Source organism: Brevibacillus sp. MCWH (assembly GCF_013096935.1).
GTDB classification, from domain to species: domain Bacteria; phylum Bacillota; class Bacilli; order Brevibacillales; family Brevibacillaceae; genus Brevibacillus; species Brevibacillus aydinogluensis.
The window spans coordinates 1-14,290 of the sequence record NZ_SDLF01000017.1; the positions used below are offsets into that span (position 1 = coordinate 1).

Genomic DNA, 14,290 nt, shown 5'->3' on the forward strand with positions numbered 1-14,290 from the left:
GCCAATTGGCTATGGAAGTCAGGCAAAGGGAGGCACAATGCCCTTCATTTCCGCTTCACCTTCGAATACATACAGGACAAACTCCCTCTACTGCCAATGGTAACGAGGGAGTTTGTCTGCAATCTGAGCCCTTCCTAAATGGAAGGGCTCTTTGCCGTTGAGGGGTCATTTACGGGCGCTTTTCCAGGGCCAGCGTGACGCCGAACGCCACCAGCGCAAGGCCGGTGATTCCTTGGATGGCCCGCTGCGTGGACGCTTTTTTCATCCAGGCGCGCAGCCGGTCAATGAACCGGACGTACAGGAAAAACCATGCGACCGTAAGCAGTGTGTAAGTCAAACCCAAGGCGAGGAATTGCAGAAACGCGTAGCTGCCGGGCGTTACAAACTGCGGAAGGAATGTCAGGAAGAAGACAGCCACTTTCGGATTGAGCACATTGGTCAAAAATCCCTGCAGAAAGGGGGATTTGTTCTGATGCTTGGCATCTGGCTGCTCAACAGCCGCGGTTTTCTGATTCCGAAGCGACCACAACGACGTAATTCCCAGGTAGAGAAGGTAGACGGCCCCGACGTACTTGATGATGGAAAAGAGAAACGCGGACTTCACCAGGATCGCCGATATGCCGCAGACAACGGCCAGCGTGTGGATCAGCAGTCCGGACGTGCTGCCCAGAACCGTTTTCATCCCGCCTGAACGGCCGTGGAAAACAGTGTTTTGCGTCACCACGCCGGTATCGGGGCCAGGCAGAATGATCAGCAGGATCGACATAAGCACGAACAACGCATAATGTTCCATTGGAATCCCCCCAGTTTAAGCAGACATGTTGCGGCGACCAATCATTTTGCATTGTATCCATTGTAACAATAACAACGAATCAATCAACTCTTTTTAATAATCAATCAATTCTTTTTTTGATTGGGACGACGGCGACTCGCCTCTCATCCTCACGTCTGCATGCAGGGCGGCAGGATCATCTCCAGAAACCGGGCGGCCGCAGGGCGCAGGGCATCATCCTCCTCGCGGGTGCAGATGTAGATCGGCCGTTTGATCGTCACACCGTCGACCAGCACTCGCCCCACTTCGCCTCGTTCCACCAGTTCACGGACGGACGGTTCCGGTGCCAGCATCGAGCCGTACCCCGCCCTGACGGACTGGATGGATTCGAACAGGCCGTGGTATTCAAGGCCCGCTTTCGGCGGAGCGACGCCGTGCTCCCGGCAGAGGGAAAACAGCCTCTCCCGCGTGGAACTGCCTTTTTCCCGCAGCAAAAACGGCTCCCGCATCAGCGCTGCCAATGAAACCGTCCGGCCGGCAAACGGATGACCGGCGGGGACGATAAACCAAAAGGCCACATCCGTAATGTGCCGACGCCGGATGGGCAGGTGTTCGTCCCACGACTCGTTGGTGACCACGGCCAGGTCCGCCTGACAGCGGAGCAGACGTTCCAGCGACTGCTTCGAGTTTCCGGCGCGGATTTCCACGTCCGCCTGCGGGTGCTGCTGTTTGTAGGCGGCCAGCCATTTGGGCAGGAGGTAATGGGAGGGGAGAAAAGTGGACGCCACCCGCAGCTTTCCCCGCTTGCCCTGTTTGATCTCCTCCAATTGGGACTCGATCTCCCGTTCCCAGTCAAAAATCCGCCGGGCTTTCTCATACAAAAAACGTCCTTCGGGAGTGAGCGCAATGCCTCGTCCCTGCGGCGTGAGCAGCTTGATGTCGAGATCCCGTTCCAGTTTGCGGATGTGCGCGGTTACGGCCGGCTGGCTGATGGAGAGCGCATCGGCCGCGCCGGTCACGCTGCCCCGTGCCGCCACTTCCACGAAGATGCGCAGCGCGTGAAGGTTCATGATTTTCCTCCATTCATAAGGATTGCTTATGAGTCGGGTGCCAATATGTATTGGATTTTTGTCAGTCTCCTTTGTAGTGTAAAGCATATAGATTTGTTCCGGCAAAGGAGATTGCGATGGAAGGCAAACACGGCAAGACACAGGTTATGGCACTGGCTCTCGTGACAGCGATGTGCGTGCTCGGTGATTCCGTGCTGTACGTGGCGCTTCCGCTCTATTGGCGGGAGGCGGGACTGGACGCGCTCTGGCAGGTAGGTGTGTTGCTCTCGGTCAACCGGCTGGTGCGGGTGCCGCTGGGGCCGTTGATCGGCAAATGGTATGAGCGGACAGGCGGCCGGTCGGGGTTGGCGATCGCCGTGTTCCTGGCGTTCGTGACGACAGCCTCGTACGGGTTTCAGGGATTTTGGCTGTGGCTTTTGATGCGCTGTCTCTGGGGAGCGGCCTGGACCTTCTTGCGGTTGGGTGCCTATTCGTTGATCGTCAGCGTCTCCGACGACGGGAATCGCGGCCATTTCATGGGGCTGTACAACGGACTGTTCCGGCTGGGCAGCCTGGTCGGCATGCTGGCCGGCCCGCTGCTGGTCGCCTGGGTGGGCTTGCGGACGACGTCCTTTTTGCTGGCGGGGGTGTCGCTGGTGGCGTTTGTCCTCGTTTTTGCCTTCATCCCCGCATCCTTTACCGGACAGAGCGGCGATGCGTCCGCCGCAGCGGTGCGGCCGCAGCTTTGCTGGACGGGGAGTGTCGCGCTGACCATGGCCTCGGGAATGTTTGTCGCCATGTGCTACCAAGGCATACTGGTTTCCACACTGAGCCGCTTGATCGATCTTCGGCAGCCGTTTGCGGTGATCGGCGGGATGGTGGTGGGCTCGGCCGTCGTCGCCGGCGTGGTGCAGGGAGCCCGCTGGGTCTGGGAACCGTGGGCGGCGCCGTGGTTCGGCAGGTGGTCGGACCGCTGCGGACGGCGGCGGATGCTGGTCGGGGCGGTGCTGGCGGCTGCGGTGTTGTTCGGCCTCACAGCAGTGCCGCTGCCCTTTGCGCTCTGGTTGGGCGTGCTTTTGGGGATACAGCTTACCGGCACGGTGCTCACTACCGTGATGGACACGCTGGCGGCAGACGAAGCGTCCCGGCAGGCCAACGGCGCGCAGCTGCTGACGTGTTACTCGGTGGTGACCGATCTCGGCGCCGCCGCTGGACCGCTGCTCGCGTTTTGGGCAGACGGCTGGTTCGGCCTGAACGGACTGTACGCAGGAACTGCCGCCTTCCTGCTGGCGATGGCGGCCGCCTGGTCCGGGCGGGCGGGGCAGGCGCATGCGGCCGGAGAGAACAAGCCGGAGAAAACAAGATAGTGGATTGAATCGCCAACCGATTGGACGGCCATTTGCCATTTCTCGTACGTTCCGCTTCTTCCGGTTTCGCACAGGGCTTGCTCGGATTCACCGTCCGCGCTGTTTACTTACGCCGAGCCGTGTTCCCGAATTGCGTCCAGGATGCGGGCGATCGCGTCGTCGCGGTCCGGACTGTGCAGCAGCATGTGGCCGGAGTTGTCGTACCAATAGATGCGGGCGCCTGCCTCGGGGGCAACGCTATTGGCCAGATGCTCCGCGCTGGATGGCCGCACGGTATCGTCCCGTCTCGACTGCAGCAGCACGTACGGGACGCGGATGTCGGGCAAGAGCGGCTTTGTCTCTTTCAGCAAGCGGCGAAATTGCAGCATGCTGCGCAGCGGAATGTTAACCAGGCCGTTGATGTAGCGGCGGGAATGGGTGGAGAAATCGTCGCGCAGATTGCGCAGGGCCTGCCGCACCTCCCAGTAATGGTACGGGGAATTGATCGTAACCAACAGGCGGACGGGATGACGGTGGGCGACGTGAATGGCGAGCAGGCCGCCCATGGAAAAGCCGATGACAACAATCGGGTCGGCACGCATGGCCAGCCGTTTGTACGCTTCATCGGCGGAGCGCAGCCAGTCGTGCCGGGTGCTTTTGGCCAGCTGCCGTCGGCCCAAGCCGTGTCCTTCCAGGGTGGGGCACTCCACATGGTAGCCCGCTTCACGCAGTGTCTTCGCCAGCGGCATCACATCCCGGATATCGCCGGCAAAACCGTGCAGGACGAGGCAGCCAAGCGTATTGGACATGGTGAATCTCCTCTCGGTCAAGATTGTTTACTCCTTGTATTATAAACGGTTTCCCGGGCGGGAAGCGATTCAGCACCAAACAAAAAACCGGCTCCGTCCTTTGAGAAGGGACGAGGCCGGTTTGTTTTCACACGGGTGTTTTCTTCATGGCGTGATTGTTTTCAAGTCGGGGGAGACGATGAGTTTTGGCTGCGTGCACGCCTGAATGTCTTCCGGCGTGTAGCCTTCCGCCACCTCTTTCAGCACCAGGCCGTCCGGGGTGACGTCCAGCACGGCGCGGTCGGTGATGATCCGGTTCACCACCCGTTTGCCGGTCAGCGGCAGGGCGCATTCGTTCAAAATTTTCGGATCACCGTGTTTGTTGACGTGCTCCATGATGACGACGATCCGCTTTGCACCGTGGACCAGGTCCATCGCGCCGCCCATGCCCTTGACCATTTTGCCGGGGATCATCCAGTTGGCCAGGTCGCCTGCGGCAGAGACTTCCATCGCGCCGAGGATGGCCAGGTCAATGTGGCCGCCGCGGATCATCGCAAACGACTCCGCGCTGGAAAAGTAGGCGGCGCCGGGTATGGCGGTGACCGTCTCCTTGCCGGCGTTAATCAGGTCGGGGTCGATTTCGTCTTCCGTCGGATAGGGACCGATGCCGAGCAGGCCGTTCTCCGACTGGAGCACGACTGTTTTGCCCTCCGGAATGTAGTTGGCGACGAGGGTGGGCATGCCGATCCCCAGGTTCACATAAAAGCCGTCCTCGATTTCCTGGGCGGCGCGCATCGCAATCTGTTCACGCGTAAGAGCCATCACTGCATCCTCCTTTTGCTGGAATTACTGCCGCACCGTGCGTCGTTCGATCCGTTTTTCAAACGACGGAGCCTGGATCAAACGCTGCACGTAGATGCTGGGGGTGTGAATCTGATCGGGGTCCAGCTCACCTGTCTCGACGATTTCTTCCACTTCGACGATGGTGATTCTCCCGGCGGCGGCCATCATCGGATTGAAGTTGCGGGCCGTCTTGCGGTAGACGAGGTTGCCCATCTTATCCGCCTTCCATGCCTTGATCAGGGCGAAGTCGCCGGTGATGGCGTGTTCCAGCAGGTACTCCTTGCCGTTGAACACGCGGGTTTCCCTTCCCTCGGCGATCGGGGTGCCGACGCCGGCAGGTGTGTAGAATGCGGGAATGCCGGCCCCGCCGGCCCGGAGACGTTCAGCCAGCGTCCCCTGCGGCGTCAGTTCCACTTCCAGTTCTCCTGAGAGGAACTGCCGCTCAAACTCCTTGTTTTCCCCCACGTAGGACGAGATCATTTTCTTAATCTGCTTTTCCTTGAGCAGAAGACCAAGCCCCCAGTCGTCGACGCCGCAGTTGTTGGAGACGACGGTGAGGTCCTTCACGCCCTTGTCGCGAAGTGCGATGATCAGGTTCTCCGGGATGCCCACCAGACCGAAACCGCCGACCAGCAAGGTGGCACCGTCGTGGATGTCTTGCACGATTTCCGCATAGGACGAGTAGATCTTTGCCATGAAGCTCACTCCCACCATTCGAAATATTGAGAAAAAGCGACGCGTGAAAGCGCTGACAAAATCGGGCTACCTCCATCTTACCAGAAGTGGCGATCGGCTGAAAAGAAGGGGGGGAATTCCGCCTGTTTGCCCAAGAGGACAAGGCGCGGTGGCAGACGTAAAGTAAAGAATCGTAAAAATCGACAGAAAAGTGGCGCAAGTAGAATCCTTTCGGTAAAATTATTTTGTACTAATTGTCCCATTTTCTGTTTATGTTTCATGTTTCGACATATCGAGTCCGGGGTAGGGGTTGATGGAATGAAGAAATGGATCGGGCTTTCCCTCGCTGCCCTGCTGATTGCCGGGTGCGAAAAACTGGAGAAAAGCGTGGAAAACCTGAAGCGCCTGCAAGAAGAAAGCGTGATCAAGGTGAAGACGGTGAAAGCCTACACGGTCGAACAGCATGACGGCATGACCCAGGAGATCGCCGGTGTGGTGGCCCCGCTCAAGGAACTGCCGCTTTCGTTTGGCCGATCGGGCCGGATTGCCAATATTTTTGTAAAAAAGGGCAGTGTGGTCAAGCAGGGAGAGACATTGGCCACACTCGACACGTCCGTGTGGCAGCAGGAGGTGAACGCGGCCCAGGGGCAGGTGGCCAGTGCCGCCATTCGTCGGGCAAAGGCGTTGCAGGGGCCGGAGCAGCACGAGGTGGAGGCGCAGAAGATACAGCTTGAAAAGGCCAGGCAGACGGCTGCCCAGGCGGCGGAAGAGCACGCGCGAGGAAAGCTGCTTTACGCCAACGGCGCCATTTCCAAAGAGGAGCTGGACAGCCTGGCTCTCCGCGAGCGACAGGCGAAACTGGACCTGGAGGAGAAGCAGATCCGCTACGACAATCTGCTGAAGGGAGCGGACAAGCTGGACGTGGAAGAGGCCAACGCCGAAGTGCAGCAGGCCAGAGTACAGTTGGAGCGGGCCCGGCAAGAGGCGGCGGACGCCGTGTTGAAGGCGCCGTTTTCGGGCGTGGTGGCGTCGATATCGCAGGCGGAGTCGGAGCAGACGGGGCCGGGCAGCGAGGTGATGCGCCTGGTGGACACCTCAGGCTGGCTGGTCAAGCTGCAGGTGACCGGTGAGCAAATCAGCAATTTTGCCGTGGGCAAAACGGTGACGGTAAAAGCGCCGGACGGTACGGAGACGGAGGGGACAGTTAGTTTCGTGGCGCCGGTGATCGACGCCGGAACCGGCACGTATCCGGTAGAGGTGACAATCAACGGCCGGGAGCACGTCTGGAAAGGGGGTATGACCGTCACCTGCCGCTATCAGGTGAAGCCGAGCGGGGGAGTGCTGGTGCCCGCGAGCAGTGTCGGCATCTCCGAAGAATCCCACTACGTCATGGTGATCGAGGAGAACACGGTCAGGAAAACACCCGTCAAGGTGGGCAATGTGTACGGCCCTCATTATGAAGTCCTGGAAGGGCTGAAGCCGGGCGATATGATCGTCAGTTCCGGACTCTCCTATGTGGCGGACGGTGAGGTGGTGAAAGTGGCCGATGAGTAAACGCACTTATACTTCGACATTGCCGGCGCTGGCCGGGCTGCTGGCGCTCGTCTGCTGCCTGCTGACTGTCGGCGCCCTTTCCAGGATGGATGTCGCGCTGTTTCCCGACCGCCCCCTGCCGGAGTACGTCATTGCCCTGGAGGCTCCCGGCATGTCGGCGGAAGCCGTGGACGAGTCTGTGACCCGTCCCGTGGAGAATGCAGTCCGCGAACTGGACGCCGGGGTGCACATCAGCGCCGAATCCCGATCGGGAGGGGCGACGCTCACAGTCAAGACGGCGGGACGGCCGCCCAGCTCCTACAAAGGCCGATTGGAGCAGAAACTGCAAGAGACGACAGCGCGGTTGCCGATAAGCGGATGGCGTCTCAGCCAGGCCAACCTGGCCGACAATCAGATCGGCCGTTATCTGCTGCACGGTGCGGACGTGCAGGCACTGGCCGACGCGGCCCGCTACGCGGTGCATGACAAACTGGCCTCCATCCCGGGCGTAGCCCGCGTGGAGGTGGAGGACCACAGCGTCCGGGAAGAGGTGGAGCTGGTGTTTCGCCCCTCCATGCTGCTAACCTACGGCCTGACGCCGGGGGATGTGCTGGGACAGCTGCGCGGCGTCGGCGCGGACGAGCAGGTGGGCGCTGTCGGAACCGGCGGTGAGCGGACCGCTTTCCAGTGGAAGGGCCAACTGTCAGGCCCACAGGAGCTGGCCCAAAAGATGATCGCCACGGAGAAGGGATACGTGCCGCTGAAAGAACTGGCCGAGGTGCGCGATTTGCGGGGGAGCAGAGGGGAAGAGGTGACACTCTATCGCGGCGAACCGGCGGTGGGGATCAGCGTCTTCGCGACGGAAGCGGCCCAGGTTCCTGCCATCCGGGCCAAAGTGGCGCAGGCCGTGGCTGAGTGGAACGAACAGGCAGCGGACAGGTACACGCTGGATCTGGTGGAAGACCGTTCACAGGCGTTGACGGCGGCGCTGCGCGACATCGGCTGGCTTGTGGCCGTGGCCGGGTTGGGGGCGGCAGTGATGCTTGGCGTGTGGCTCCGCAGTGCGATGGCCGCCCTGCTGATGCTGTACGCGGCATGTCTGTCGCTGGGAGCGCTGTTGGGCGGCATGTGGCTGATTGGTGTGCCGCTGACGTTGACCTCGCTCGGCCCGACAGCCGTCTTTGCTCTGCTGTACGTCGGGGCGGCAGCGGCGTTGATCCATCGGCTGGCCGGAGCGGGGCAGCTGTCGCCGGTGCTCGGCCTGCGCGAGGCATGGTCTCTGCTGAAGACGCTGCTGCTGGCTGTCGTCGTCTGTGCCGCCGGCTGGTGCGTGCTGATGGTGACCGACTTTGTCAAAGCAGCCGACCTGCCTCTTTTATATGACGCACTGCCGGTTCTTACGCTGGGGACGTTGACCATGCTTCTGGTGTACGGGTTTATCGTGCCGGTGCAGGCCGCTCAATGGCTGACGGTCGGCGCTGCCGCTGGACCGGCCGCAGAGCGGAAGCATTTGGCGGGCAGCCTGCTGGGCGGCAGGGTGGGCCGCTTCCTGAAGAACCGGTGGGAGCGCTCTGTCAACCAGGGCTTTCTGCCGTACGGGATTACCGTGGCCCTCTCGCTGTTGGCCGTCGTGCTGTTGGACGCCTTTGTCCTGACCGAACCGTACGGGGATATCGACGGACAGGAGAAGACGCTGTCGCTGGAGATGGTCAAGGGCAGCACGCTGGATGAGGCGATTCAAGCCGCCCGGGTGGCGGAAGAGCGTCTTTCCGGACTGGAAGAAGTGCGCGACCTGTACACGACAGCCAGTCGGGAGCGGCTTACCTTTCATCTGAAACTGATTGACAAGAGCCGCTGGACCCGGACGCCGACGGAACTGGAAAAAGAGCTGGACAAACGACTGCGGGAGATCCCCGGCACCGATCCGTTTGCCGTCGTGCTTTCAGAGGACCAGAAGACGAGGTTGGAATTTTATGTAAAAGGGCCGTCCCTGCACACAGTCCGGGAGATCGCCTCCCAGACGGTCGCCTACCTGCAGGAGCTGCGGTGGACGGACAAAGACGGGCGGGAGATCATCACCGACGAGCGCATCGGCGAAGGCGATATGGGGACGTATATCGCCATTCGCCCCAGACCGGAGATGCTCGTCCGCTACCGCGTGACGGAGGAGGAGATCAAGCGGCAGTTGGCCACCTATCTTGGAAAGCAGCAGGCCGGAACCCTGTACGGAGACAACGGGGCGGTACCGGTAACCGCCCGCTTTCCCGACAAGTGGATGGAGCATCCCGACCAGGTGAAACAGATCCTGATTCGCACGCCGCAGGGAGCCGTCCGTCTGAGCGACCTGACGGAATGGACAATTGTCGATGAACCGCCCGTCTATCGCCGCGTGGACGGCATGTACGTAATCAAATTGAGCAGTGCCGTTTCCATGCAGGATCGAATCAGGAGCTTGTCATATGTGATCCCTGACAACATGAAGGAGATATTCACGATTCCGGAGGGATACGAGATCCTCAATGCAAGCGAATGGGACAAGCTGGAAGAAGCGGAAGCAAACAAAAAGGATACGGCCGGACGGTTGCTGGCAGTAGCCGTGGCGGCGGCCGCAGTGCTTCTGTGCAGTTTGCTTCTTTACCGGCGGATGCGGCACGGGATGGTGGCGCTCGCGCTGCTGCCCGTTTTGGCCGGAGGGGTGACGGTCGGGCTGCTCTGGCTGGATCGGCCGCTCAACCTGATGGGCGTGTACGGCATCGCTGCCGTCTGTGCCGTGATGACACAGCAGGCGTTGATCCATCTGGACGAATTGTTCCTCGCGGACGCCGCTCCCTCCGTCCTCAAAGGGATTCGTGTCGGGACAGTCCGGGCGATCCGGCCGCTGGTGTGCGTTTTGGCGGCGACGGCTGCCGCCTGTCTGCCGCTGGCTGCCGGGTGGATGGAAGGCGCCGCCCTTCACGCCTCGTTTGCTGTCGCGCTGTTGACGGGTCTGCTCCTGGCCGCCTATGCCGTTCTCGTCCTTGTGCCGGCGATGCAGCACGCCACTGAGCAGAGGTTGGCCAATCGCGCCGGATTGTCACTGGCGGAACTGCGCAGCCGGCTGCGTGCCTGGTGGGAAAATGAACAGGTCCGCCGCCGGGATGCGCGCATGCGACAACGGCAGGAAATAGTTCAAGTGGCAAAGGGGGAGGAGGCCGTCCCCGTACGGGACAGGCACGAGCTGACCGAAGAGGATTTTCAACCGCTGCCGGTGACGGCGCGCGACGCCCATTCGTGACATTTTGCAGGCGTGCGACGGGCGGATTCCTGGTACAATGAAAGCGGAACATTCCCGCGAAAGGAAGAAGAGCGTGAAGACATTCGTTCGGCTGTTGGACGTGCTGCTGCTGGTCGCCATATTGGCCGGCTTGTACGTTTCGTCGTCCCAGCCTTACTACAAACAAGACATGCGCGGAACCATTTCCCGCTTCATTGACGAACAAGCGGTGGGCGAACGTCTGAAGGACGTGTCGTTTCGCTACGGAAAACAGGAGATCAGCGTAGAGGCAAGCGGCATTGACGGGTTTATTGAATTTTTCCTCCGCAAAGGAACCCATTTTGCCACATTTGCCCTGCTCGCCCTGACCGGGTACCGCGTGCTGCGCCGCTTCGCACCGTTTGCGGTCGCACTGCCGTGGAGCGCATTTTTGACGCTGGCGGTGGCAGTGCTGGACGAGTGGCATCAAACCTTTACCCCGGACAGGACGGGACAGGTGGCTGACGTGGTGCTGGATGCCAGCGGCGCGTGCACGATGCTGCTGCTGATCGTGCTTGCGCGGGCGTGGCCCGGACAAAAACGGCGTGATAAAAGATGAGCAGCTCATCCATCCTAATACAGGGGGATCGGACACGCACCCAGGCGTCCTTCCCTGCATCTTTTTCCATCGTTTTTCACCTCTGCCGGCCGGTGTGCTTCGGCAAAAGATTAGGCTTTTCAGTATTTGAATTTCTCTGTTATACTTATGAAATGAGGCTTCTGGTAGAGGTTCTCTTACATTTTTGGGAAATGATAAAAGGAGTGCAAACTGAATGGCAGTACAAGTGGGAAGCATCATCGAGGGAAAAGTGACAGCGATTAAACCGTTTGGGATGTTCGTAGCAGTCAGCGAAACCGAGCAGGGGCTGGTCCACATTTCCCAAGTAGCAAACGGTTTTGTTAAGGACATTAACGATCACTTTTCCGTGGGAGATCAGGTGAAGGTAAAAGTACTCTCCATTGATGATGCAGGCAAAATCTCGCTTTCGGTTCGCGCTGCACTGCCTGCGCCGGAGCGCAGCGAACGCGACGAGCGCCGTGGCGGTGGCTATCGCGGAGGAGACCGCGGAGGAAACGCAAGACGTGACAGCTCTGCTTCCTTCGAGGACAAACTGAAGCGTTGGCTGAAGCACAGCGAAGAGAACCTTGCTACCATCAACAAAAAGAACGCAAAACGCGGCTATTAAGCCTTGTTGATACTGGTTTGACATATCGGGAAGAAGGACCGGTTACCGTCCCTTCTTCCCTTTTTGCATTTTCGCCATGCCCATCCAGGCGTAGGAGGCAAAACGGGGCATCTTAATGCAAGACGAAGGAGACGAGGAGGAGTCCGTGTGCAAACAGGAGGCAACATGGCGTGCGCGCCGTTCCTGGAGCTGAAGCCCGAACTGCCGGTCCAGCCGGGCGTCCGGCTGTACACCGTCACCTATCTCAGCCAGGGATTGCGCGTCAAAGCGCTTCTGGCTGTTCCTGATGCAGAAGCGGCGAAACTTCCGGCGCTGCTCTACTGCCGTGGCGGCATCAAGGGCGTCGGGAAGGTGAGGCCTGAGCGGATCAGCCAATTGGCGTCGTTTGGATACGTGGTGCTGGCTCCGCACTACCGCGGAAACGAAGGAGGCGAGGGACGGGACGAGTTCGGCGGCGAGGACCGGCACGATGTGTTCGCCGCCTACGAGCTGCTGCGGGCGATGCCGGGCGTGGATCGGACGCGGATCAGCGTCTACGGGTTTTCCCGCGGCGGGATCATGTCGCTCTTGGCAGCGATCGAGTGTCCCGGGATTCGCGCGGCGGTGGTGTGGGGAGGGGTCAGCGACCTGTTTCTCACCTACGAGGAGCGAGTTGACCTGCGGCGCATGCTTCGCCGCGTCGTCGGCCACCCGCGCAAGCAGCCGGAGGCGTACCGCTGGCGGTCGCCCGTCTACCGGGCGGCGGAGATTGCCTGCCCCGTGCTGATCATCCACGGGACAGAAGACCAAAACGTGGGAGTGGAGCACGCCATTCGCCTGGCGGACGCGTTGCAGCGGTGCGGCAAACCCTGTGAGCTGTGGCTGGTGGACGGAGCCAGCCACCTGTTCCAGGGAGAGCGGATGGAGACGTACACCCGGCGGATGTTTGCCTGGCTGGACAGCGTTGCCCGGGATTAAGCGCTGCCCTCGAGGGCACGCGGCTGGATCGGGAGGGAAATGACGATTTCCGTGCCTTCTCCCACTTTGCTGAAGATGCGCATGTCTCCGCCGTGGTTTTCCACCATGCGCCGGGTGATCGGCAGACCCAGTCCGGTGCCGTCTTCCTTGAGCGAGAAAAACGGGTCGAATATCCGGTTCAGATGCTCTGGCGGGATGCCTTCGCCGGTGTCGCGGATGTGGATGTTCACATAATTCTCGTCCACCCGGTTTTCCACGGTGAGGACGCCGCCCTGCCGCATCGCTTCGATGCTGTTTTTCATCAGGTTGAGCAAAATCTGTTTCAGCTGTTCCACGTCCACCGGCATGCGTGTCTCCTTGTCGCAGAGGTCGACGATTTCGATGCCGTGCAGCGTCGCTTCCGCCTTGATCAGCGGAAGAATTGAGTCCAGCACCTGGGCCAGCGCCACTTCCCGGTAGTTGGGCTGTGACGGCTTGGAGAGCATCAGCAGTTCCGTCACGATTTTGTTGACCCGCTCGATCTCCTGCAGGATGAGCGGCAGGTAGTGGCGGTCGCGCTCCTCGTCGGGGAGGCGCTGCTGGAGCAGCTGAATAAAGCCGTAGATGACGGTCAACGGGTTGCGGATTTCGTGGGCGGCACCGGCTGCCAACTGGCCGACCATGGCCAGCTTTTCCGACTGGTGCAGGTACGCCTGCACCTTTTCCTGTTCCGTGATGTCGGTAAAGGTGACCATCCACCCTGCCTCCCGGTTGTGCTGGTTTCGCAGCGGCACGTAGGAGACCAGCGCGGTGAACGAACTGCCATCCTGCTTGTACAGGGTGATCTTCCGGTTTTCAAACCACGGCGCCTCGTCCGTATCCGGCGATTGTTCCCAGACGGAGGGATCGTCGGTCTGCGGAAAGTAGTTCTTGTCCAGCTGTACCAGTTCGTTCGCCTTTTGATTGATGTGCACCCAGGCAGAGTGATAGTGGCGAGTGATGACCCCGACCGGCAGCGAGTTCAGGATCTGCTCGCGCACGTTTTTCTCCTCTTCCAGTACCAGGCGGCGGGCTTCATCCTGCTGAAACAGGCGGGCGATGTTTCTCGACATCCGGTTGAACTCCTGGGCCAGCTCGTAAAACTCATCCCGGGTGCTGTAGATGATCTGCTGCCCGAACGTGCCTTTGGACACTTTGCGCACCTGCTGGATCAGCGATTGGATCGGCCGGAGCAGCTCCTTGCGGAAGTAGAACGTACAGAACAGTCCAAACAGAATGGCGGCCACGGAGACTGAATAGGTGAGGATGAGGGAGACTTTCAGGCTCTCGTTGGTCCGCTGAAACTCCTTGTTCGTCTGGAATTCCAGCCGGTTGAGCGAAAAGGTGAGCTGCTTTTCCAACTTGTCGATGTGCGGCTGCACTTCCTGGGTGAGGACGTAGCTGACCGCCTCCACGTTGTTGGCTTTCAGCAACGGGTTGATTTTGTTCAAGAACAGAAAATCCAGTTCACTAATAGATTCAATGATGGCAAACAAGTCGCTGTTGGTGTCTGTCTTGGGGATGGATTCGAAGCGCGACGTGTCAATCAGGTTGGTGTAGTACTCGTCCAGATAGGACGGCTCTCGGGTGATGGTGTACATTTTCAGCGCATACGTTTTCATGTACATCTGGTTTTTGATGTCAAGCAGGCTGCTCGCCTGCGGCAGCACGTTTTGCGTCAGGTGTGTCTCGTCCGTGGTGACTTTGGTCATCTGGTAGCTGAACAACGTTGTGACACAGCCGATCAGAAGCATCATGACAAGGTAACTGAGCATCATTTTTTTCTGAAACCCTAAGTTTCGAAACGGAGACATGTAGATAATCCTCCAC

The 14,290-nt window shown here is 60.0% G+C and carries 12 protein-coding genes; 6 read left to right on the plus strand and 6 right to left on the minus strand.

The annotated features are described in order from the left end of the window. Nucleotides 1-169 precede the first annotated feature (169 nt). Together ETC00_RS14440 and ETC00_RS14445 are read right to left on the minus strand one after the other, a co-directional pair. Nucleotides 170-793 (minus strand): LysE family translocator, encoded by a 624-nt coding sequence (locus ETC00_RS14440; RefSeq protein ID WP_171566780.1) that lies wholly within the window; start codon nucleotides 791-793, stop codon nucleotides 170-172. Between the two features lie 149 nt (nucleotides 794-942). Then, a complete protein-coding gene (locus ETC00_RS14445; RefSeq protein ID WP_171566781.1) occupies nucleotides 943-1,842 on the minus strand; it encodes a LysR family transcriptional regulator in 900 nt (299 codons plus the stop codon). Nucleotides 1,843-1,958: 116 nt separating this feature from the next. On the opposite strand from ETC00_RS14445, the gene ETC00_RS14450 reads away from it, so the two are divergent. Beyond that, on the plus strand, nucleotides 1,959-3,188 hold the full coding sequence (locus ETC00_RS14450; protein WP_171566782.1) for an MFS transporter: 1,230 nt from the start codon (nucleotides 1,959-1,961) through the stop codon (nucleotides 3,186-3,188). A 107-nt stretch (nucleotides 3,189-3,295) separates the two neighbouring features. Here ETC00_RS14450 and ETC00_RS14455 read toward each other — a convergent pair whose 3' ends face one another. The 3 genes from ETC00_RS14455 to ETC00_RS14465 form a co-directional block, all read right to left on the minus strand. After that, complete coding sequence (locus ETC00_RS14455) at nucleotides 3,296-3,976, minus strand: alpha/beta hydrolase (protein ID WP_171566783.1); 681 nt, start codon at nucleotides 3,974-3,976, stop codon at nucleotides 3,296-3,298. Between the two features lie 144 nt (nucleotides 3,977-4,120). Next, the gene (locus tag ETC00_RS14460) at nucleotides 4,121-4,777 is read right to left on the minus strand and encodes a CoA transferase subunit B (protein ID WP_171566784.1); all 657 of its coding nucleotides are present in this window, start codon (nucleotides 4,775-4,777) and stop codon (nucleotides 4,121-4,123) included. Between the two features lie 24 nt (nucleotides 4,778-4,801). Further along, a complete protein-coding gene (locus ETC00_RS14465; protein WP_171566785.1) occupies nucleotides 4,802-5,494 on the minus strand; it encodes a CoA transferase subunit A in 693 nt (230 codons plus the stop codon). Nucleotides 5,495-5,791: 297 nt separating this feature from the next. Between ETC00_RS14465 and ETC00_RS14470 the strand changes: the two genes are divergently transcribed. From ETC00_RS14470 to ETC00_RS14490, 5 genes are all read left to right on the plus strand, one after another. Then, nucleotides 5,792-7,027 carry an efflux RND transporter periplasmic adaptor subunit gene (locus ETC00_RS14470; RefSeq protein ID WP_171566786.1) on the plus strand — a complete coding sequence of 412 codons (1,236 nt, stop codon included), beginning with the start codon at nucleotides 5,792-5,794 and terminating at the stop codon, nucleotides 7,025-7,027. Next, entirely contained in the window at nucleotides 7,020-10,280 is a 3,261-nt protein-coding gene (locus ETC00_RS14475; RefSeq protein ID WP_171566787.1) for an efflux RND transporter permease subunit, read from the plus strand. Before ETC00_RS14470 ends, ETC00_RS14475 begins: the two co-directional genes overlap by 8 nt. A gap of 73 nt (nucleotides 10,281-10,353) precedes the next feature. Next, nucleotides 10,354-10,857 carry a VanZ family protein gene (locus ETC00_RS14480; protein WP_171566788.1) on the plus strand — a complete coding sequence of 168 codons (504 nt, stop codon included), beginning with the start codon at nucleotides 10,354-10,356 and terminating at the stop codon, nucleotides 10,855-10,857. Nucleotides 10,858-11,071: 214 nt separating this feature from the next. Further along, complete coding sequence (locus ETC00_RS14485) at nucleotides 11,072-11,485, plus strand: S1 RNA-binding domain-containing protein (RefSeq protein ID WP_171566789.1); 414 nt, start codon at nucleotides 11,072-11,074, stop codon at nucleotides 11,483-11,485. 165 nt (nucleotides 11,486-11,650) lie between these two features. After that, nucleotides 11,651-12,442 carry an alpha/beta hydrolase family protein gene (locus ETC00_RS14490; protein WP_171566847.1) on the plus strand — a complete coding sequence of 264 codons (792 nt, stop codon included), beginning with the start codon at nucleotides 11,651-11,653 and terminating at the stop codon, nucleotides 12,440-12,442. On the opposite strand, the gene ETC00_RS14495 is transcribed toward ETC00_RS14490, so the two are convergent. Beyond that, nucleotides 12,439-14,274, minus strand: a complete 1,836-nt coding sequence (locus tag ETC00_RS14495) for a sensor histidine kinase (RefSeq protein WP_171566790.1) — start codon at nucleotides 14,272-14,274, stop codon at nucleotides 12,439-12,441. The genes ETC00_RS14490 and ETC00_RS14495 overlap by 4 nt on opposite strands. Between the last annotated feature and the right edge of the window lie 16 nt (nucleotides 14,275-14,290).